Genomic DNA, 21,258 nt, shown 5'->3' with positions numbered 1-21,258 from the left:
GGATCAGGACTTGCGGTCGCCGTTCGGCTGCACCGACGGACCCGGGTTGAGCAGCGGCTCCTGCGGGGCCACATATGTCTGCGTCGGGGCTGCCGTCGGCGGCGCTGGGGTCGTCGGGTCGGTTGGGTCCGATTTGGTGTCCTTGGTGTCCATCTCCTTCTTGAAGATGTTGATGGACTGACCGACGCCCTTGGCGAGGGCCGGGAGCTTCGTCGCACCGAACAGGAGCACGACGATGCCGAGGATGATCAGCAGGTGGATACCGGTGAGGCCCTGGAACATGGTGTTCACTCCTTGGTCTGGAGAACTGGTGCGGTGGTGGATCGTCATCGATGCGCACCACAGAAGTCCGTGATGCTTCCAATGGTAACCCGCCTCGCGCGGGAAGCACAGCGATGCGGGGTCCTCCCAGGCTGCGAGGGTCCTCCCAGCCTGCGAGGGTCTCGGATCGCGTCAGTAGGCTCCGCGCGATCGGAGCACCGAGGGGATCGTCCGGCCGAGGATCACGAGGTCGTGCACGAACGACCAGTTCTCGACGTAGTGCAGGTCGAGCCGAACCCCCTCTGCCCAGTCGAGGTCGGAGCGTCCGCTGACCTGCCAGAGACCGGTGATGCCCGGCGTCACGAGCAGACGGCGGTCCGCGAAGTCCGCGTACACGGCGACTTCGCGCGGGAGCGCCGGACGGGGTCCGACGAGGCTCATCGTGCCGGTCAGCACGTTCCAGAGCTGGGGCAGCTCGTCGAGGGAGGTCTTGCGCAGGAAAGCCCCCATGCGCGTCACCCGCGGGTCGTCCTTGATCTTGAACAGCGGACCGGCGCCGTCGTTGAGCCGCTCGAGTTCTGCAACCCTGGCCTCGGCGTCCGTGCCCATCGTCCGGAACTTGAGGATCGCGAACTCGACCCCGGCCCGGCCGACCCGGGTCTGCCGGAAGAACACCGGTCCGCGGTCGTCGATTCGGATCGCGAGCGCGATCATGGCGAACACCGGTGCGAGGAGCACGAGTCCCGCCGCCGCTCCGACCGCATCGAGGAGACGCTTGCCCACGTGCGTCCTTGAGTAGTCGGGGGTCTCGACGTGCATGAGCGGAAGCCCGTCGACGGGTCGGTGGTGGACCCGGGTCTGCGCGACGTCGACGAGTGGCGACGACACGACGAGCTCGATCCCGAGCGCCTCGAGCTCCCACCCGATGCGGCGGAGTCGCGCGTGCCCTCCGGGAACGCTCCCGGCGACGACCACAGCGGCGACGTCCGCGGCGCGGGCCAGCTCGACGACGTCGTCGATCGGGCCGGCGACGACCGACTCCGCCGCACCGTGCACGACGGGGACACCCGGGGCGGCACAGTCGGTGACGAGCGCGCTGACGCGGTACCCGGTGGTCGGGCTCGCCGCGATCTTGGCCCCGACGTACCGTACGTCGTCGAGGTCGCCGACCAGGAGCACGTCGGCGAGGTACTCCCCGGCCGCGCGGCGTCTGGCGAGGTGCGAGCGCCACGCCTTCCGCCCGATGCACACGAGCACGAGCCCCAGCGGGAAGGCGATGGCGATGTAGCCGCGAGCCACGTCGATGTCGAAGACGTAGGCGACGATCGCGACGAGTGCCGCGGCGGTGATGCTCGCGGCGATCAGGCTCCGGTACTCGTCCTGTCCGGCTCCGATCGCCCGCGGCCCTCGAGACCGCCCGAGCGCGAGGAACCAGACGGCGACGATCGCGATCCCGACGAGCGGATTCACCAGCGCAGCGAACGGCCCCGAGGGGACGAGGGTCTCGCTGGGGAACCGGAGCAGCTGCGCGACCACGAACGCCGTGAGGAGCGCCACCAGGTCCGTGGCGGCGACCCGACGGGACGCTCGGAGGAGCGTGGGACTCGGACGCCGCGCAGGTCGGAGCAGCGCCGGGTGGGCTGCCCGGGCGGCTCCCAGCGAGGAGGTTGTCGTGTGCGCTTGGCTCGGATGCGACCGGGGGACCGGGTTGGACAAGACTGACATGAAGCGCTCCCCGGGAAGAGATCTGCACCGCGGGCGATCGCACTCGCGGGACGTCAGCCAGGAATTTCTCGACGACGTCCGTTGAACATATCAGTCGACGATACTGTATATCAATACCGAACCGGGCTTTGTCAGCTGCCCAGGACGCGGTCGAGGGACCAGAGGACCGGTTCCCGCACCACGTCGTCGTGCTGGTCGTGGCCGATGCCGTCCAGGGCGAAGACCACGTGCTCGCCGGGGAGCAGCGTCATGAACCCGCGGTCCACACGCCCCGCGGGCGACACCCGGTCGGGCTGGACGAGCAGGTCCCGCACGATCGAGGACGCGACCACGGTCAGGGTCGCACCGTCGTCGGAGTCCTCGACGGTCGCGGTGTAGGACGCCGGCCGCCAGTGCATCTCCTGGTCGGGGAGCGGTGTCCAGACCGCGCGGCGCCAGTCCATGTCGGCGACGACGAGTTCCTCGGCGGGGTCCGTCACCATGCCGACGTGCCCCGGGACAGCGAGCACGACCACACCCGGCGACGGCAGCTCGACGGGGAGCACCGCCTCGGCGAGGATCGCGCCGCTGAGTGACACCCGACGCACCCGCACACTGGTCGACAGTCCCCGCCGCGACGACCGGACGGCGATCTCCATCGGGGAGGGACCGGGGACCGACGGATCCGCCTCGGTGTCGGCGCGGAGTCCGCGGACGGTCGACGGATCGAGCACGGCGGTGTCGGCGAGCTGGCCGAGCGCTTCCTCATCGCTCGAGGTCGACGCCGCGGATGCGTCCCTGGCCGTCTCGGTGACGGGGAGGGTGGCGGTGCGTGGATGCGCGCCTCCAGTCCGATCGTCCGCGTCGCCGGACGCGACGGACCCGTCGGACCGCGACCCGGCACCGTCGGCGGCCACCGGCCGGACGGCCAGGAGCACGTCGTCGTACAGCCGTCGGAGCTCGTGCGCGAGCGGCTTGAGTCGCCCGGCACCGTCGATCGCCGACCAGGACGACACGCTCCACAGGTCGTTGAGCTGCCAGACCACCACCCCGGTGTTCCGCGGCCAGTTCGTGCGCCAGTGCTCGACGGCCGTCGAGATCGCGCGCGTCTGCTGCAGCTGCGTCAGGTAGTGCCACCGGTCGAACGCCGCCTCGCCGTCGACCGCGACGGAGGCGTCGGTCTCGGCCGGGAACCGTGGTGCGAGCCCCCGCTCGAGCTTCCCCATGCCGTCGGCGGCCTTCTGGTGGTGCACGACGCCCGGGGACGTCGGGGTCATCGGAGCGTCGGTCACCGCGTCGCGCATCGTGCGCCACTGCGGGGGCGCCTGCCAGCCGAACTCGGACACGAACCGCGGCACCGAGTCGCGGTAGTGCTCGTCACCGACACGGTTCCAGACGTCCCACGAGTGGTGCGTCTCGTGGTCGACGTCGTTCGGGTGGAGCTCCTCGTCCCCCGACCACGGCGACGCGACCGTGTAGAACCGCGAGGGATCCACGGCGTCGACGATGGTCGGCAGGAGGTCCAGGTAGTAGTCGAGCCCCCAGCCACGCTCGCCGAGCTCGTCGGCCCACCCGTCCACGTCGTGCAGCCAGATGTTCTCGTTGTTGCCGTTCCAGATCACGAGCGAGGGATGGCGGGACAGTCGTGCGACGTTGTCCCGCGCCTCGGCGATGACCTCGGAGCGGAGCGGCTCGCCCTCGGGGTAGCTCGAGCAGGCGAACAGGAAGTCCTGCCAGACGAGCAGGCCCTGCTCGTCGCACTCCTCGTAGAAGTCCACGGACTCGTACACGCCGCCGCCCCACACCCGGACGAGGTTCGCGTGCATCGCGGACGCCTGCCCGAGGCGCTCGCGCAGGTCGTCGCGCGTGACCCGGGAGACGATGACGTCGTCCGGGATCCAGTTGACGCCCCTGACGTCGATCGGGGTGCCGTTGACGTGCACCACGAACGGTCGGCCGACCTCGTCGGGCTTCGTCTCCACCCGGACCGAGCGGAAGCCGGTGCGGAACGTGTTCCGGTCGAGGACGTCGCCGTCGACGGTCTGGACGAGCACCTCGACGTCGTAGAGCGCCTGCTCGCCGTAGCCGCGCGGCCACCACTGCTGCGCCTCGGGGATCCGCACCGTGACGACGGCCTCGTCGTCCTTCGGGGTGATCGTGACCCGGGAGCGCTGCTTGGTGTCGTGGCCGGACACCGTCACCACGAGCACCAGGTCGTCGTCCTCGCCGTCCTGGTCGAGGTCGGCGGTGTTCTCACCGAACCGGTTCGGGCCGGAGCGCTCGATGACGATGTGCGCGTCGAGAACGCCCTCTCCGGCCTCCACGTCGACGAGCGGGCGGACGTCGCGGAGCCGGGCCGTCGACCAGCGCTCGATCGCGACCGGGCGCCACGGCCCGCTCGTGACCGCGGTGAGGCCCCAGTCCCAGCCGAAGTCCGACGCCATCTTCCGGACGTACGCGAACGGCTCGTCGTACGGACCAGGCATGGTGCCGAACTTCGCCGCGAGACGACCGGCCTCGCGGTACGGCGACTCGAAGAGCACCTCGAGGTCGCGCTCGGTGCCGGCGGTCGAGCCGGTCAGGTCACGGAGGTCGAAGCGGTAGCGCCGGTGCATGTTGCGGGTCGAGCCGATCGGCACACCGTCGACGCTCAGGGACGCGATCGTGTCGAGTCCGTCGCACACGAGGTCGATGCGCTCGAAGCCCTGCGGATCGACGTCGATCCGGCGGTGGTACGCCCAGTCGGACTGCCCGACCCACTTCGCGAGGTCCTCGTTCCGGTCGAACGTGGGATCGGCGATGAACCCCTCGCGCTCCAGGTCGGTGTGCACCTGCCCCGGGACCGTGGCCGCGAAGACCGCACCCCGGATCGTGCTCGGAGCGTCCACCGGGATCCCCGAGGCACCGTCCTCCACGATCGTGGCGGTCCAGTCGGCGCGGAGTTCCTCGCGTTCGAGGGTCATGGAGGTCCTTTGCTCCGGGCCGCTCGCGTCGCGGCACCGTTGGTCGGGACGCCGTTCCTGCCGCCGCCGAGCTCCGTGGGAGCGCCGTCACCGGGGTCCGGTCGTCGTCACCACACGACAGCGCCGATGGGCCCGGCGCACGCGTGGGTGCGCCGCGATAGTAGTACGAGTGGGTCGGGAACCCGTGAAGGGCGGGGTCGCCGAGCGCGCGTCGATGGAGCCGGGGCATAGTGGAGCGATGATCAGCGTCGAGCTCGCCCGTGCCCTCCGTGATGCCGGGCTCCGGTGGAAGCCGGAGACCGGCGACCGCTTCGTGATCGACAAGCCGGAGGTCGACCAGGACGTCTACACGCTCGCGGAGATGACGGTCGAGAAGCACGACTTCCCGACGGGTGCCGTGCTCGGGTTCAACGGGACGACCGAGTGGGCGCTCGACTCCGTGGCGGAGGACGAGGCGCTCTGGATCCCGCGCGAGGACCAGCTCCGCGAGCTCCTCGGCCGTGCGTTCGTCGGGCTGACTCGCGTCGAGGGTCCCGCGGGCGCAATGCACACCGTCACGGCGCGCATCGAGGACGCGGACCGGACGTTCGCCGCGGCCGATCCGGCGGTCGCCTACGGCGAGGCGCTCCAGGCGTACATCCACGCGTCGCTGACGATCTGAGCGGCGGTCGTCCGACGTGACCGCGATGCGGACGGGAGGCACGGTGCCAGCCCGCACCGCGCCTCCCGTCCGGCAGACCTGAGCGTTCTCGGAACGCGAGCCGTGCGCCCGGGAGTTGACTTGTCGGGTGCCGATCGGCACCACCACGGACGAGCAGAAGGAGAACCGTGACCGACCAGAACACCGTTCCCACGATCACCCTGAACGACGGCAAGACGATCCCGCAGCTCGGCTTCGGTGTCTTCCAGATCCCCGCCGAGGAGACCAAGGCGGCGACGCTGGCAGCCCTCGAGGTCGGCTACCGCCACATCGACACGGCGGAGATGTACGGCAACGAGAAGGAGGTCGGCGAGGCCATCGAGGCGTCCGGCATCCCGCGCGACGAGATCTTCGTCACCTCGAAGCTCAACAACGGCTTCCACGACCATGACGCCGCGATCGAGAACGGCAAGAAGTCCGCCGAGCTCCTCGGTGGGTACATCGACCTCTTCCTCATCCACTGGCCGCTCCCCGGCGTCGGCGACTTCGTCGAGACGTGGAAGGCGATGGAGGAGCTCTACCGCGACGGCACCGCTCGCTCGATCGGCGTGTCGAACTTCCAGACGCATCACCTCAACCGCCTGCGCGACGAGACGACGGTCACGCCGTCCGTCAACCAGATCGAGGTGCACCCGTACCTGACGCAGGACCCGCTCCGTGCCTACGGTGCCGAGCACGGCATCGCGACCGAGGCCTGGTCGCCGATCGCGCAGGGCCTCGTGCTCGACAACCCGACGATCGAGCGCATCGCGTCCGCACTCGACAGGACGTCCGCCCAGGTCGTGCTCCGCTGGCACATCCAGCGCGGCGACATCGTGTTCCCGAAGTCCGTGACGCGGTCGCGCGTCGAGGAGAACTTCGCCCTGTTCGACTTCGAGCTCTCGGACGAGGACATGACGGACATCACGACGCTGAACAAGGACGAGCGGACCGGCCCGAACCCGGACGAGTTCAACTACATCCCGAGCTGATCCCCCGGGGTCCTGCCCGGGTTCCGCTCGGCTCTGCCCGGGTTCTGCTCGGCTGAACGACAAGCGCGCGTGTCCTGACACGCGCGCTTGTCGTTTCCGTGCGCAGTTCCGGCGCTGTGGACAACTCCCGACGACGTCGCGGGAAGTCGGGCACGCTCGTGACGGTGTTCGAGATCATCCGCGTGCACACGCGTACGCCCCCGGACGTCGCCCGCTCGATCCAGCGGGCTGCGGTCCCGCACGAGACCGTCCGGACTGGAGGGACGGTGCCAGCGGACGCGTTCGTCCGGTTGACCCCCGGGGCGGACGTCCGCGCGCGGGACTGGGCGGTCCTCCACCCCGACGACCGTCATCGCGCACGCATCGCGGCGATCGCTCCGATGCTCGAGGACGACCGCGCGGTGTCGTACGCGTCCGCCGTCCTCCTGCTGCGGTGGCCGCGGATCGGCGAGCTGCCGGATCGCGTCGACGTGTCCGAACGGGGTCGGACACGTCGCGACGCACGGGGGCGCTCCGTCGTGCTCCATCCGCTCTCCGACGAGGACTCCGCCGCGACCCGGCCATGGCGCGTCCTGGACGAACCGCTCCGGGTGACGTCCCCGATCACGACCGCCGTGGATGTCGCGCGCTCGTGGTCGTTCCGAGATGCGGTCATCACGCTCGACGGCGCACTCCGGCAGGGCCTCGACCGTGAGGCGGCTCTCGGATCGATCGCGCAGGGTCCTGCCCGTGGGAGTGCCCGAGCCACACGGGCGCCTGACGCGCTGATTCGCTCGATCGCTCGCTCCGGCCGCGCGGAGTGCTCGCCCCGACGACAGGAGCTCCGTCGGCCGACGGCGCAGTCGTCGTCCGGACGTGCAGAACGCTGCGCGGGGCTCGTGGTCAGCGTCGCGTGGACGCGGTGACGGTGAACTTCGGTGTCCGGACGACCTCGCGTGTCGGGCCGACCTCGCGCTCGAGCGAGGGACGGTAACGCAGGTGTGAGTTCCACACCACCCAGAGCTCGCCGCCCGGCCGGAGCACGGCTGCGGCATTCCGGAACATCGCCTCGGCGGTGTCGGTGCTCACGGTCGTGTCGGCGTGGAACGGCGGGTTGCAGACGATGAGGTCCGCGCTGCCGTCGGCCAGCTGGTCTCCCGCATCCGACCGGACGGTCTCGACGCGGTCCGCGACCCCGGCGAGCTGCGCCGTCGCCCGGGTCGATGCGATCGCCGTCGCCGCGACGTCCGTGGCCACGATCCGAGCCGACGGACGCGCGAGTGCCAGCGATGTCGCAACCACCCCGTTCCCGCACCCGAGATCGACGATGTCCCGCGCGTCCGGCACCGCGTCCGCGACGGCGTCGAGGAGCACCCGGGTGCCGAGGTCGAGACGCGTCCCTGCGAACACCCCGCCGTGGGCCGCGATCGTGAAGCCGAGTTCGTCGGAGTACACCTTGCGGGGCCAGGGGTCCGTGACGTCGGCGCGGGTCGCCTGCGCTCGGAGCGGGTCGGTCGCGATCAGCAACCGGGTCTTGCTCCGGCCACGGCTCGCGACGACGTCCCCGAAGTACTTCCGGAGCACGTCGTTCTGGGACAGCGTCATGTACTTCGTCCGGCCGCCGGCGACGAACACGACGTCCGGCGCGGCGAACCTCGCCACCGCGCGCGCGACCTCGTCGAGCCGGTCGAGGGACTTGGAGAGCCGGACGAGGACGAGCCGGCTGTCCCGGAACGACTCCTCCAGCGTCGGCGGGTGATGGAACCCGCGATGGCCGAAGGTCCCGGCGTTCGCGCTGAGGGCCCGCTCACCGACGAGGGAGTCCTGGACCACCCGGACGTCGGTCGACCCGTTCAGCGCGATGACGCCGATCGTGAGCGTGCCGTACTGGTCGTCGACGACGGTGACCGCGCCCGGGTGCCGCAGGGCATCGCCGTGCAGGTGCGGGGCCTCGTCGAGGATGAACCGGTCGGTGCCGTCGATCGCCATCAGGTCCGGGTCGTCGGATCCCTGCTCGCGCCGGAAGAGGTCGGCGAAGTCGAAGGCGGGCACTCGCTCAGGGTAGACGACCGGGTGGTTCGGTGCGCTCGGTATGTCTCATGCAATATGTTCAGCCGCTTCCGGCACCATCGGGATGTTGGCGACGCACCCGTCGTCTCGAGCAGAAGGAACTCCATGCGCACATCCATCAAGGCCGGCATCATCGGTGCCGTCGCCATCGGCGCGGTCATCGTCGCAGCCGCCCCCGCTTCCGCGGCGACCGCCCCCACGCCCGACCGACTCGGCGGGACCCTCGTCGTCGCGAGTGGCTCGGCGTACACGCCCCTGACCGGTGGCGCGATCGGCGTCGGCGTCGGTACCCCGACATCGCTGGCGGCGGCGACCGCCGCGGGCACGCACTTCACGATCCCCGCCGTCGGGACCACCGGGCCGGTCGTCGTCGCCGGCACGAGCTGCATCGTCAGCGGGCCGTTCCGGGTGAGCCTCGATGCGTGCGGCGTGAACGCCGCGGCGCAGTCCTTCACGACCGTGCGGAACGCCGACGGTTCGCTTGCCCTCCGCCCCTCGGGCAACGCCTCCACACTCGACATCACGCTCGGCGTCGACGGGCGGAAGCTCGTCCTCGCACCGGCGGGCTCCGTCGCCCAGTCGATCGTCGCGGCGAACCTCACGCCGTCGACGGAGCAGGTCCCCGGTTCCGGTGGATCGAGTGCCGGCGCGAGCCTCGAGAACGTCTTCGCCATCAACACCGGCGACGGCGCCATCATCGGCGGCAAGACCGAGGGCGGCGCGACGGTCACCGTCTCGGTCAACGGTGTCGTCGTCGGCTCCCAGACGCTCTCGGCCGGTCAGTCGAACATCGGGCTCGTCGTCCCCGTCGCAGAGGGCGACACGTCGGCTCTCGTCTCCGTGACGACGCGCGACGGCCGGACCGCCAGCACCACCGTCGCCCTGTAGCACCCATCCCCACCCACTCCAGGAAGAACCACACCATGCACGCATTCATCAAGGCCGGCATCATCGGCGCCGTCGCGATCGGAGCGGTCGCCGTCGGCACCGCGCCGGCCTCCGCAGCCACGACACCGGCACCTGCCCGACTCGCCGGTTCCTTCATCGCCACGAACGGTTCCGCCTTCGTGCCGATCGTCGGCGGGGACGCGAACGCACTCGCGGCCGGAGCTCCCACCTCCTACGCCGCCGCGAAGTCCGCTGCCACCCGGGTGTCGATCCCCGATGTCGGGACGTCCGGTCCCGTCGTCGTCGGCGATCGCTGTGTCACAGGGGTCCCGCTCCTGCTGACGCTCGGCGCCTGCGACGTCGATGCTCCCGCGCAGACGTTCCGGACGACGCAGAACGACGACGGTTCGTTCGCCCTGCACCAGCACCGCGTCACCACCGGTACCGACGCCCTGCTCAGCGTCCTCCAGTCGCGCGGGGTCCTCGCGCCGTCCGGGTACGCGGGTGCGCCGCAGGCGATCGTCCCCGCCACCTTCGCCCCGTCCACCACACCCGTCCCGGGTGGGGAGACTGTCCAGCCGCCCAAGCAGGCCGAGGCACAGCTCGTCAACCCGCGCGCGGTGCACTACGGGACCGACGTGGTCCTCAGCGGCAAGGCCAATGCCGGAGCGACCGTGACCGCGTCGATCGGCGGGAAGGTCGTCGCGGCGACGACGATCCCCGACGGCAAGGGCATCGTCGTGTTCGGCCTCCCCATCCCGGTCACGGCGGGTGACACGCAGGTGCTCGTCACCGTGACGACCGTCGACGGCGCCACGACCAGCGCCACGGTCGCGCTCTGATCCATCCCGCGTCGTCATGACGCACGAAGCCCCCGCCCGGTTGATCCGGGCGGGGGCTTCGTCGTGGCGCACGCTGTCCGCGCCGGCGGAGGTCGGCGCGGATAGCGTGCGGGTACCGCGTCAGCGTCGCGCGGACGACTGCGGTTCGCCGCCGACCCGTGCTTCGGTCGGACGGAGCGTCGGCGCCGGCCCCGGCACCGCCCGCACCACGACCGCGGCGATGACACCCTCGAGCGGCCCACGCCGGAACCGGGATCGCCAGAGCACCGCGACGACGACCGCCCCGAGCACGAACAGCCAGCCGGCGAGCGCGCCGTCCCACCCGCGTCCACCGACCACGGCGTTGACGATCGCGATGACGAGGATGTGCCCGGCGTACAGCGACAGGGGCATCGACCCGACGGCGACGAGTGGCCGGAGCCACCGCCCGCCGCGTCCTGCGACGAGCGATCCGAGACCGACCACGGCGAGCGCGACGCCGATCGTGCCGACGACGTCGACGAGCGAGGACGAGTGCGTCCGCGGGGTGAGCAGGATCTCGACGAGGCCGCCGTGTGAGGACCGGCCGCCGATGGGGGCGAGCAGGCCGCCGACGCTGTACGCCATCAGCGCGAGGACGACACCGAGACCGAGCAGGCCGCGCTGGACACGGACGCTCGACAAGTCGCTCCGTCCGACCGCGACCCCGACCAGCACGTACGCGAGGAAGGTCACCAGGGGGTAGGTCCCGATGACGGCCCCGATCATCGGCGGGACGCCGAGCAGTCCGACGGCGGTCAGGATGGACGCCGGGACGGCGAGCAGTGCCGCGACTCCCGCGACGATCAGGAGTGTCCGTCGTCGCCACCGGAGCGCCGGCAGGGCGATGAGGAATACCACGCCGTAGACGGGCAGGATCACGATCGCCTGGGTGCCGAGGAGGACGAGTCCGACGCCGATCACCGCGATGATGCCGGCGCGCAGTGCGATGCGCGCCCGGTCGGTCCGGAGCCGCGCCCCGACGTGCGGGGTCGACCCACCGGTCATCAGGGCGAGCGACACGCCAGCGAGCAGCGCGAAGACCGTCGAGGACCGGCCCTGCACGACAGCTCCCCAGGTCTCCGGTCGCAGGAGATGGAACGCCTCGGGCGGGTTGCCGACGTGCACGACGATCATGCCGAGCACGGCCAGTGCGCGTGCGAGGTCGATGCCGACGAGTCGTCCCGGGCGGCGGGTCGTTGTGGTGGTCATGGACAGGACGGTACGGTCCGACGGGACACCGCCACGAGAGCCCCCGGTACCGTTGACCGGTACCGGAGTACCACGCGGGACCACCCCGGACCGAGCGGCAACCGCCGGCACGATCGTCACCGGCAGGCGGAGGAGCAGATGGACCACCACCCCCCGACGCCGACGCCGACACCGAGCTGGTCGGAGCGTCACCCCGAGACCGTCGACGTCGGCGTCGCCCTGCTGGCGCTCGTCCTCGACCTCCTGCTCGGGAGCGCGACCGCAGCGTTCCTGAGGGGTGACCAACCGTGGATGACCGCCCTCGTGCCGGTCGCGTCGGCGGCGCTCCTCGTCCGTCGGCGCCTCCCGGTCACGACGCTCGCGCTCGTCGTCGTCTGCGCCGCGCTCGCGGTCACGTCCGCACACCCGCACCCCCTGGTCAGCGTCATGGTGGCGCTCGCCACGGTCGCGCAGGACCGCCGCGCACGCTGGGCGTGGACGTGCGCGGGCGCTGCCGTCACGGTGGTGACGCTGGTCGCGCTCGGCCTGGAGGCGCCGCTGCTGTACGCGGTCGAGGTCGCGGTGGGCGTGCTGCTCGCCCTGGTCACCGGCGTGTGGGTCGGCACGCGACGGCGGTACCTCCGCGCGCTGCTCGAGCTGGCCGACCGGCTCGCGGTCGAGCGCGACCAGCAGGCGGAACTCGCCGGAGCGGCCGAGCGTGCCCGGATCGCCCGCGAGATGCACGACATCGTCGCGCACGGTCTCAGCGTGATGATCCGGCTGGCGGACGGTGCCGCGGCGATGTCTGCCGCCGCTCCCGACCGGGCTGCGGAAGCGAGTCGACTCGTCGCCGAGACCGGTCGGACCTCGCTGGCGGATCTCCGGCGGACACTCGGTGTCCTCCGCGGGGACGAGTCCGTGGAACACGCGCCGCAGCCCGGCGTCGAGGACATCCCGGCCCTGGTCGAGCGGTACCGGCAGGCGGGGCTCCCCGTCGAGTTCCGTCGCCGAGGACCCGACACCGTCGTGGGTCCCGGCACCGCCCTCGTCGTGCACCGCGCGGTCCAGGAGTCCCTGACGAACGTGCTCCGGTACGCGATCGCACCGAGTCGCGTGCTCGTCGAGCTCGACCTGTCCGGGGTGGGCGTGGTCCTCACGGTGACCGACGACGGCGCCGCGGGTCCGTCCGGGACGCCCCGTACGGTCGACGTCGGTGCGGGACGTGGGATCCTCGGGATGCGGGAGCGGGCCGCGATGTACGGCGGGACGGTCGAGGTCGGGCGCCTGCCGTCCGTCGGATGGCGTACCCGCATCACCCTGCCCAGTGCCACGACGAGCCGAGAGGACCTCCCCGCATGAGCATCCGCGTCCTCGTCGTCGACGACCAGGACCTCGTCCGGATGGGCACGGTGATGGTGCTCGGGGTCGAGTCCGACATGACCGTCGTCGGCGAGGCGGCCGACGGCGACAGCGCGGTCGACCGGGTCCGGGAACTCCGTCCCGACGTCGTCCTGATGGACGTCCGGATGCCCGGCCGGGACGGCATCGACGCCACACGGGAGATCACCCGCACGATGCCCGAGGTCCGCGTCCTCGTGCTCACCACGTTCGACCTCGACGAGTACGCCTTCGCAGCGCTCAACGCGGGCGCGAGCGGGTTCCTGCTGAAGGACGCGCCGCCGTCCGAACTCGTGGCCGCGATCCGCGGGGTGGCGGCCGGCGACGCGATCGTGTCACCCCGGGCGACCCGAGCGGTCCTCGAGCAGGTCAGGGGGACGCTGCCCGAGGGTCGTCGGACCGTCGCGTCGTCGGCCCTCGACGTCCTGTCGGCCCGCGAGCGCGAGGTCCTCGAGGCGATCGGACGCGGCCGGACGAACACCGAGATCGCCGCGGAGCTGTTCCTGTCCGAGTCGACGGTCAAGACCCACGTCGGCCGGGTCCTCGCCAAGCTGCAGCTCCGGGACCGCGTGCACGCCGTGATCGTGGCCTACGAGCAGGGACTCGTCTGAGCCGTTCGCCCGTCCGGGGTCTGATCACGCTATAGATATCACATTGTGTATGTCCTCGGGTTGTTCCGACACCATGAGCGAGCCTGCGTCCCGCAGGTGCACTCATGACAAGGAACCACATGAACCGCATGTCACGCATGACCGCGTTCGGGCTCATCGGCCTGATGGCCGTCGGCGCCACCGCACTCGGAACCTCCAGCGCACAGGCCGCCGAGAACCCCGCACGCATCGGCGGACCGATCGTCTTCACCGACGGCACGAACCACACTCCCCTCGAACTCAGTCCGCGTGCCGTGCTCGCCGGCACACCCGTCTCGAACCTCGACGCCGCGATCCGCACCGGCGCGCAGGCCACCCTGCCGGCTGCCGGGACGACCGGACCCGTCGCCCTCGGCGGGACCGACTGCCTCACCGTCACGGGGTTCACCCTCGCGCGCGCCGCCTGCGACCCTGCGACCGGCACGCAGCTCTTCCGCACGGTGCGCACCGGTGCCGGCACGGTCCGACTCGACACCGAGGGCGGTGTGCCGCTCACGGTGAGCACGGGCGCTGACGCCCGCAGCAAGATCGTCCTCGCCCCGGTCGGAGCCAGCGGCTTCGTCTCGGACATCGCGACCAAGCCGCTGTCCACCAGTGACGCGGCCGTACCGGGTGGTGGTGAGCGTCCCGCGGCAGTGCTGAAGAACGTCGCGGCGCAGCAGGTCGGCGACGCCTGGATCATCGGAGGCACCGCCGAGCTGGGCTCGACCATCTCCGCGTCGATCGACGGTCGCGTGGTCCTCTCGCAGCGCGTCATCAGTGGCGGCGCCGAGACCGGCCTGTTCGCACTCGAGTTCGACGAGTCCGTCGCTGGCAGGACGGTCGTCGTGACGACCGAGACCACCGACGGACGCTCGGCCTCCCAGACGGTGAAGGTCCCGGGGACCGCGCCGGTCACCCCGCCGGTCACCCCGCCCGTCGACCCGATCACCCCGCCGGTCGTGCCGCCGGTCGTGCCCACGCCGGAGCCGTCGCAGTTCGACACCACGAAGACCCCGAGCACGACCATCGGCACGGTGGACCCGAACCGTCGCGAGGCGACGCTCGGCCTCACCGGGCAGGCCGTCGAGGGCTCGTCCTTCATCCTCTCCGCGAACGGCAGCACGCAGCGCATCCCCGCGGGATCCGGTTCGGCCACGGCCACGGTCTCCAGCCTCCACGACGGTGAGAACGTCATCACGCTCACCGAGACGCTGGACGGGGCCACCACCGCACGGGTCACCACGAAGGTGTACCTGCCCGGCACGACCCCGGTCGACCCCGGCGGCCCGACCGACCCGACCACCCCGCCGGTGCCCCCGGTCGATCCGGTGCCGTCCGACTTCGACATCACGCGAGCACCGAGCGCCTCCGTCGGCACCGTCGACGCCGCGAAGCACCAGGCGACGATCCGGATCTCGGGTCAGGTCGTGCGCGGCTCGGTCTTCACCGCGACCGTGAACGGCTCCGTGCAGCGGGTCGCCGCCGACACCGGGACCGCCGAGCTCACCGTCACCGGCCTCAAGGACGGCAAGAACGTCCTGGAACTCCGACAGGTGCGTGGCTTCGTCGCCACCACCGCCGGGTCGCTCACCGTCACCGTGACCCCCGCCGACCCGGTGGACCCGGTGGACCCGGTGGACCCGGTGGACCCGGTCGTCCCGGCACCGTCCTCGGCGGAGCCCTTCGTCGTCGGGAACGGTGGCACCTACGTGCCGACGAAGTTCTACTCGATCACCTTCGACGCTGCCGGCACCCCGATCGTGCACGACGAGCCGACCGCCGCGGCCGCACGCACGAACGGCACCCGCCTGCTGTTCCCGGCATACGGCGAGAACGGTCCGATCAAGGACGCCGCGACGAACAAGTGCCTCACCGTCTCGAAGACCGGGAACACCCTCCCGGTCGCGCTCACCACCTGCCGCGTCGGCAACGAGGTCTCGCAGACCTGGCTGCAGAACACCGACGGCACCCTCGCCAACGGTCTGACCGGAGCGAACCTCTCCCTCGCGGACGGCGCATCGGGGTCGAAGACCCTCGTCGGCGGCGGGTCCTCGAGCGTCCGCAACGTCGGCACGGGCTCGTTCTACACCGGCGTCTCGTCCTCGACCACGGCGTCGGTCGCTCGTGGAGCGAACGGCCAGGCCTGGATCTCCGGGACGACCCTGCCGAACGCGAACGTCAGCGTGACGACCGCTGAGACGGGCGAGAAGGCGGGCCGGCCGACGACGTCGGACGCCGCCGGCAACTACGCGATCCAGGTCGACGCGGAGAACCGCTTCGATGGGTACCGCGTGCATGTGAAGGGCGACGACAATGCCACGGCCGACGCGTACCTCGAGTTCAACCCCGTGTCCGTCATCACCGGCGGACGCTGACACCCGGTTCGTAGCACACGACACCCCCGGTCACATGGTGGCCGGGGGTGTCGTGTGTCCGGAGCGGGTTCACCGGAGGGGCGGGCGCCAGAGCACGACCTGCGTGTTGCGCTCCGGCCGGGCTCCGGCCCGGAGCGGCACGGCACTCCCGAGGGAGTTCGCCGCGAAGACCCTCGACCCCGGACGGTTGATCAGCTCGGTCGCCAGCGCGGACTCGAGTTCCCGGACCCGCTCGCGGAGCGCGGCGTTCTCGTTCTCGAGGTCGAGCACGCGTCGGATGCCCTCGAGCGAGACGCCCTCGCCGCCGAGCCGTGCGATCTCCCGGAGCTGCCCGACGTCGTGCATCGAGTACCGCCGTGAGCCGCCGCGGGTGCGCTGCGGCACCACGAGGCCGAGTCGGTCGTACTGCCGCAGCGTCTGCGGGTGCATCTCCGCGAGATCCGCGGCCATCGCGATGGCGAAGACGGGTGAGTACTCATCCATGACGGTCCCTTTCCGGCAGGCCAGTCGGGAACAGACTGGGCCCACACAGCCGGTTCCGAAGCGACGCGCCAGCGGGGTATCGGCCGTGCCTGTGGGGAGAGGGTCGGTGTGGCTCCGTTGCGGAGCCACACCGACCCTCCAGTCCGGTGCTCACTCGCGCGCCCTGCTCAGCAGGTCGTCGCGGGGGTTCTCGGCGGGCAGCGCAGCTGCCAGTGCCTCGACGGCGTCGTGCGCCTCGGCGCTCAGGTGACCGGGCACCGCGACCTGCACGGTGGCCAGCAGGTCCCCCGTGCCCTTCTTGGTCGTGACACCGCGCCCCTTGACGCGGAGGACTCGACCGGACGGTGTCCCCGGAGCGACCTTCAGCTTCACCGGTTGCCCGGCGAGCGTCGGCACCTCGATCGTCGCTCCGAGCGTCGCCTCGACGAACGTCACGGGGACGTCCACGCGGAGGTTCAGCCCGTCGCGCTCGAACACCGGGTGCTTGCGAACCGTCACCGTGACCGTCAGGTCCCCGGCCTCCCCTCCGTCCGGGCTGGGTTCGCCCCGGCCCTTGAGACGGATCTTCTGGCCGTCGGCGACGCCCGCGGGGATGCGGACGTTGACCGGTCGACCGGAGCCCTGGGTCAGCTTGACCGTCTCGCCCGCGATCGCGGTCCGGAAGTCGAGCGTCGTCGTCGCGCTGACGTCGCGACCGGGCGTGGGTCCGCCGAACCCGCGGTAGCCGCCGGAGGGCTGGCCGAAGCCACCCCCGCCGCCGAACATGCCGCCGAGGATGTCCTCGAACCCGCCGCCTCGGCCGGCCTGACCGCCTGGGCCGCCCTGTCCGAACCGGACGCGCTGTCCGCCCTGGCCACCGCCGAACATGCCGCCGAAGACGTCCTCGAACCCGCCCTGGCCACCGGGGCCGCCGGCTCCCGCCGTGAAGCGGGCACCGGAGCCCATCGCGCGGATCTGGTCGTACTCGGAGCGCTGCGACTTGTCCGAGAGCACCGAGTAGGCCTCGGATATCTCCTTGAAGCGGTTCTCGGCGGCGATGTCACCCGGGTTGGAGTCCGGGTGGAACTGCCGCGCGAGCTTTCGGTAGGTCTTCTTGAGATCGGCCTCGGACGCGTCCTTGGACACGCCGAGGACCGCGTAGAAGTCCTTGTCGAACCAGTCCTGACTTGCCACTGGTACCTCGTTCCTCTGCGAACCGCAGGCGATCAGGCCGGGACGGCGACGGCGACCTTGGCCGCCCGGAGGACGCGCTCACCGAGCTTGTAGCCCGGCTCCACGACGTCTGCGACCGTCTGCCCCGTCGCGCCGGGCGTCGGCAGCTGGACGAGCGCCTCGTGGATGTGCGGGTCGAACGCCTCGCCCTTCTCGCCGACCTGCGTCAGGCCGAACCTGTCGAACCCACCGCGGATCTTCTGCGCGATGACCGCCATCGGGCCGTCGGTCAGGTCGCCGTGCGCCTCGGCGCGGGTGAGGTCGTCGAGCGCGGGGATGAGCGCCCGGATGACCTCGGCGATGACGACGTCACGGTTCGCGTCGCGGTCGCGCTCGACGCGCTTCCGGAAGTTCACCAGCTCGGCCTGCGCCCGGAGCATGTCCTGGCGCATGTCGGCCACGAGGTCGCGGTCCGTGTCGGACAGTGCGTCCTCGGCGATGAGCCGGGCCGCGTCGTCCAGGAGCGCCTGGTCCTCGGGGCTGAGGTCCATGTCGGTCGCGGCGTCGGCGGCGCCCGCCGGGGCGGACTCGTCGGAGCCCACCTCGGTGTCGGGACCCTCAGCGTCGACGAGCTCCTCGGGCTCGGTGACGTCCGCGACGTCCCCGTCCTCGGAGCGAGCCTCGCGCTCTTCGTTCTCGTTGCGCTTGTCGTCCGTCATCGCTTACTTCTTGTCCTTGTCGTCCTCGTCGTCGACCACCTCGGCGTCGACGATGTCCTCGTCGTCGTTCGGGGTCGCACCGCCGTCGGCCGCACCGTCGGTCGGCGCGCCTGCGGCGGCGTCGGCCTGGCCCTGCGAGTAGATCGCCTCGCCGAGCTTGCCCTGCGACTCGGACAGCTTGTCGAACGCGGTCTTGACGGCCGCGTCGTCCTCGCCGTTCAGCGCGGACTTCAGGGCGTCGACGTCGGCCTGCACGGAGGTCTTGACGTCCTCCGGGAGCTTGTCGTCGTTGTCCTTGATCAGCTTGTCGATCGAGTAGGCGAGCTGCTCCGCGGAGTTCCGGGTCTCGTTCGCCTCACGACGCGCCTTGTCCTCGGAGGCGTGCTCCTCGGCCTCGCGCACCATGCGGTCGATGTCGTCCTTGGACAGCGACGAGCCACCCGAGATGACCATCGACTGCTCCTTGCCGGTGCCCTTGTCCTTGGCGGACACGTGGACGATGCCGTTGGCGTCGATGTCGAAGGTGACCTCGACCTGCGGGACGCCACGGGGTGCCGGCGCAATGCCGGTCAGCTCGAAGGTGCCGAGGGCCTTGTTGTCGCGGGTGAACTCGCGCTCGCCCTGGAACACCTGGATCGCGACGGACGGCTGGTTGTCGTCGGCCGTCGTGAAGGTCTCGCTCCGCTTGGTCGGGATCGCGGTGTTGCGGTCGATGAGCTTGGTCATCGCGCCGCCCTTGGTCTCGATGCCGAGCGACAGCGGGGTGACGTCGATGAGCAGGACGTCCTTGCGCTCGCCCTTCAGCACGCCGGCCTGGAGTGCCGCGCCGACGGCGACGACCTCGTCCGGGTTGACGCCCTTGTTCGGCTCCTGGCCACCGGTCAGCGACCGGACGACCTCGGCCACGGCGGGCATGCGGGTCGATCCACCGACGAGCACGACGTGCGCGATGTCCTTGACGGACACGCCGGCCTCGCGGATGACGTCGTTGAACGGCTTCTTGGTCCGGTCGAGGAGGTCCGAGGTGAGCTGCTCGAACTGCGCGCGCGAGATCGTCTCGTCGAGGTTCAGCGGGCCCTCGGCCGTGAGCGTCAGGTACGGGAGCTGGATGTTGGCGCTCGTCTGGCTCGACAGCTCCTTCTTCGCCTGCTCCGCGGCCTCCTTGAGGCGCTGCTTGGCGATCTTGTCCGTGGACAGGTCGACACCGTGCGCGTCCTTGAACTTCTTGATCAGGTGGTCGACGATCCGGGCGTCCCAGTCGTCGCCGCCGAGGCGGTTGTCACCCGAGGTCGAGCGGACCTGGATCGTGGAGAAGTCCTCGTCCTTGCCCACCTCGAGCAGGGAGACGTCGAACGTGCCGCCACCGAGGTCGAAGACCAGGATGAGCTCGTCCTCCTTGCCCTTGTCGAGCCCGTACGCGAGTGCCGCTGCGGTCGGCTCGTTGATGATGCGGAGGACGTTGAGGCCGGAGATCTCGCCGGCTTCCTTGGTGGCCTGGCGCTCGGCGTCGTTGAAGTACGCCGGCACCGTGATGACCGCGTCGGTGACGTCCTCGCCCAGGTACTGCTCGGCGTCGCGCTTCAGCTTGCCGAGGATGCGGGCCGAGATCTCCTGCGGCGTGTACTTCTTGTCGTCCACGTCGATCTTGTAGTCGGTGCCCATGTGGCGCTTGACGCTCGCGATGGTGCGGTCGACGTTCGTGACGGCCTGGCGCTTGGCCGTCTCGCCGACGAGGACCTCGCCGTCCTTGGTGAAGGCGACGATCGAGGGGGTGGTGCGAAGCCCTTCGGCGTTCGCGATGACGGTGGGCTCGCCACCTTCCAATACGGAGACGACGGAGTTGGTGGTTCCGAGGTCGATGCCGACTGCACGTCCCATGTGTGGGTACTCCTTCTTGTTGCCGGTTCCGGCTCCCGTGCCGGGAGCGGAGGTCTGCCGCGCCTTGAGTGGCGCTGGCTCAACTTTACTACGGACGGGAGGCACGTCAAGCGCTGGACCTGAAAGTTGCGTCAGCGGAGCGCAAGTTTGCCGATGCTCTGAGAATTTTGGATATGTGTATGGTGTGAGACTCGATGTGCACGAGCCATCGTCGACCGAGAAGGAAACCATGCACCGCATCATCAGCAAGACCATCGTCGCCGGGACCATCGCAGCCGCAGCCCTCGCCACCGGAGCGTTCGGGGCGGGCGTGGCGAACGCCGCGCCGAACCCGGAGCTGCCCACCACGTTCCAGTCCGCCGTCGTCTGGACGGGCGGGGTCAGCTCGGTCGGACTCCTCGGCTCCCCCGACACCTCCACGGGCATCGCAGGGTCCTTCACCAGCTTCGCGCCGTCCGACCCTCTCAGCAGTGCTTCGACCCTGACGCTGCCGTTCCCCGGCCGGACCGGCGCGATCACGAACGCCAAGGGTCAGTGCCTGGTCCTCGGCACCTACCAGTACGGGAACATGGTCCGCCCCGGACAGTTCCCCGCCTGGAAGGACGCGGCGAACTGCAAGGTGTTCGGCCAGTCCGCCAAGTGGAAGGTCGCCAAGAAGGACGGCAACATCACCACCCCGGCCGCGACGGGAACAGCCACGCAGCTCTTCAGCAGCGGCGTGCGGGCACAGCTGTCGGCCAACAGCCTCCGACCGACGGTCGACCCGCGCTTCCAGGCGGCGCTTGCAGCAGCCAAGGGAAACTGACCCCTCGGCGCATCGACGGTGTCGGCCGGTCAGGGACCGGTCGGCACCGTCTGCCATCGGAGCATCGATGCCCGTTCTCCGCGGCGTGTCTGCCAGCCGCTCAGCCAGTCAGCCACACGCCCCACGCTGCGCGGCACGCCGGCCGGGCACTGTGCACTTGTAATCATATCTGCAATCTGAAATACTGTATGGATAGACGGCGCTCAGCGTCGACTTGCAGCCGCCTCCG

17 protein-coding genes and 1 pseudogene are annotated in these 21,258 nt (G+C 70.7%); 9 read left to right on the top strand and 9 right to left on the bottom strand.

What is annotated here, in order from left to right:
* Window positions 1-3: 3 nt before the first annotated feature.
* The 3 genes from tatA to ASF23_RS14555 form a co-directional block, all read right to left on the bottom strand.
* Complete coding sequence (gene tatA, locus ASF23_RS19020) at window positions 4-282, bottom strand: twin-arginine translocase TatA/TatE family subunit (RefSeq protein WP_055955541.1); 279 nt, start codon at window positions 280-282, stop codon at window positions 4-6.
* Between the two features lie 171 nt (window positions 283-453).
* Entirely contained in the window at window positions 454-1,818 is a 1,365-nt protein-coding gene (locus tag ASF23_RS14560; RefSeq protein WP_055955176.1) for a sugar transferase, read from the bottom strand.
* 299 nt (window positions 1,819-2,117) lie between these two features.
* Window positions 2,118-4,928, bottom strand: coding sequence for a glycoside hydrolase family 2 protein (locus ASF23_RS14555; protein ID WP_055955173.1), 2,811 nt, complete (start codon window positions 4,926-4,928; stop codon window positions 2,118-2,120).
* Window positions 4,929-5,097: 169 nt separating this feature from the next.
* Here ASF23_RS14555 and ASF23_RS14550 point away from each other — a divergent pair, with 169 nt between their 5' ends.
* The 3 genes from ASF23_RS14550 (at window position 5,098) to ASF23_RS14540 (ending at window position 7,504) form a co-directional block, all read left to right on the top strand.
* Window positions 5,098-5,589: a pilus assembly protein CpaE gene (locus ASF23_RS14550; protein ID WP_326999003.1), complete on the top strand. Its 492-nt coding sequence runs from the start codon at window positions 5,098-5,100 to the stop codon at window positions 5,587-5,589.
* A 167-nt stretch (window positions 5,590-5,756) separates the two neighbouring features.
* A complete protein-coding gene (locus ASF23_RS14545; protein WP_055955167.1) occupies window positions 5,757-6,599 on the top strand; it encodes an aldo/keto reductase in 843 nt (280 codons plus the stop codon).
* Between the two features lie 164 nt (window positions 6,600-6,763).
* Window positions 6,764-7,504: a hypothetical protein gene (locus ASF23_RS14540; RefSeq protein WP_156364543.1), complete on the top strand. Its 741-nt coding sequence runs from the start codon at window positions 6,764-6,766 to the stop codon at window positions 7,502-7,504.
* On the opposite strand, the gene ASF23_RS14535 is transcribed toward ASF23_RS14540, so the two are convergent.
* Window positions 7,482-8,630, bottom strand: coding sequence for a class I SAM-dependent methyltransferase (locus ASF23_RS14535; RefSeq protein ID WP_055955161.1), 1,149 nt, complete (start codon window positions 8,628-8,630; stop codon window positions 7,482-7,484). The two genes, ASF23_RS14540 and ASF23_RS14535, sit on opposite strands and share 23 nt — an antisense overlap.
* A 123-nt stretch (window positions 8,631-8,753) precedes the next feature.
* Here ASF23_RS14535 and ASF23_RS14530 point away from each other — a divergent pair, with 123 nt between their 5' ends.
* Complete coding sequence (locus tag ASF23_RS14530) at window positions 8,754-9,536, top strand: hypothetical protein (RefSeq protein WP_055955158.1); 783 nt, start codon at window positions 8,754-8,756, stop codon at window positions 9,534-9,536.
* 35 nt (window positions 9,537-9,571) lie between these two features.
* Window positions 9,572-10,378: a hypothetical protein gene (locus ASF23_RS14525; protein WP_055955156.1), complete on the top strand. Its 807-nt coding sequence runs from the start codon at window positions 9,572-9,574 to the stop codon at window positions 10,376-10,378.
* 120 nt (window positions 10,379-10,498) lie between these two features.
* Here the strand turns inward: ASF23_RS14525 and ASF23_RS18430 are convergent, their stop codons facing one another.
* Window positions 10,499-11,608 carry a heparan-alpha-glucosaminide N-acetyltransferase domain-containing protein gene (locus ASF23_RS18430; RefSeq protein WP_055955154.1) on the bottom strand — a complete coding sequence of 370 codons (1,110 nt, stop codon included), beginning with the start codon at window positions 11,606-11,608 and terminating at the stop codon, window positions 10,499-10,501.
* A gap of 138 nt (window positions 11,609-11,746) precedes the next feature.
* On the opposite strand from ASF23_RS18430, the gene ASF23_RS18425 reads away from it, so the two are divergent.
* The 3 genes and pseudogenes from ASF23_RS18425 to ASF23_RS14505 form a co-directional block, all read left to right on the top strand.
* Window positions 11,747-12,946 (top strand): sensor histidine kinase, encoded by a 1,200-nt coding sequence (locus tag ASF23_RS18425; RefSeq protein ID WP_055955151.1) that lies wholly within the window; start codon window positions 11,747-11,749, stop codon window positions 12,944-12,946.
* The gene (locus tag ASF23_RS14510; RefSeq protein ID WP_055955148.1) at window positions 12,943-13,596 is read left to right on the top strand and encodes a response regulator transcription factor; all 654 of its coding nucleotides are present in this window, start codon (window positions 12,943-12,945) and stop codon (window positions 13,594-13,596) included. The genes ASF23_RS18425 and ASF23_RS14510 overlap by 4 nt, the downstream gene beginning before the upstream one ends.
* A gap of 119 nt (window positions 13,597-13,715) precedes the next feature.
* A pseudogene (locus ASF23_RS14505) lies at window positions 13,716-15,278 on the top strand (hypothetical protein); the annotation flags it as partial.
* A gap of 783 nt (window positions 15,279-16,061) precedes the next feature.
* On the opposite strand, the gene ASF23_RS14500 reads toward ASF23_RS14505, so the two are convergent.
* From ASF23_RS14500 to dnaK, 4 genes are all read right to left on the bottom strand, one after another.
* On the bottom strand, window positions 16,062-16,475 hold the full coding sequence (locus ASF23_RS14500; protein WP_055955142.1) for a heat shock protein transcriptional repressor HspR: 414 nt from the start codon (window positions 16,473-16,475) through the stop codon (window positions 16,062-16,064).
* Window positions 16,476-16,625: 150 nt separating this feature from the next.
* Window positions 16,626-17,648: a DnaJ C-terminal domain-containing protein gene (locus ASF23_RS14495; protein ID WP_055955139.1), complete on the bottom strand. Its 1,023-nt coding sequence runs from the start codon at window positions 17,646-17,648 to the stop codon at window positions 16,626-16,628.
* Window positions 17,649-17,680: 32 nt separating this feature from the next.
* Entirely contained in the window at window positions 17,681-18,346 is a 666-nt protein-coding gene (locus ASF23_RS14490; protein ID WP_082474193.1) for a nucleotide exchange factor GrpE, read from the bottom strand.
* Window positions 18,347-18,349: 3 nt separating this feature from the next.
* Entirely contained in the window at window positions 18,350-20,224 is a 1,875-nt protein-coding gene (gene dnaK / locus ASF23_RS14485; RefSeq protein ID WP_055955136.1) for a molecular chaperone DnaK, read from the bottom strand.
* Window positions 20,225-20,453: 229 nt separating this feature from the next.
* Between dnaK and ASF23_RS14480 the strand changes: the two genes are divergently transcribed.
* Window positions 20,454-21,029, top strand: coding sequence for a hypothetical protein (locus ASF23_RS14480; protein ID WP_156364541.1), 576 nt, complete (start codon window positions 20,454-20,456; stop codon window positions 21,027-21,029).
* The last annotated feature ends 229 nt before the right edge of the window (window positions 21,030-21,258 follow it).

The organism is Curtobacterium sp. Leaf261, assembly GCF_001422205.1.
Classification (GTDB): Bacteria; Actinomycetota; Actinomycetes; order Actinomycetales; family Microbacteriaceae; genus Curtobacterium.
This window is presented reverse-complemented; position numbering and strand designations above follow the sequence as displayed.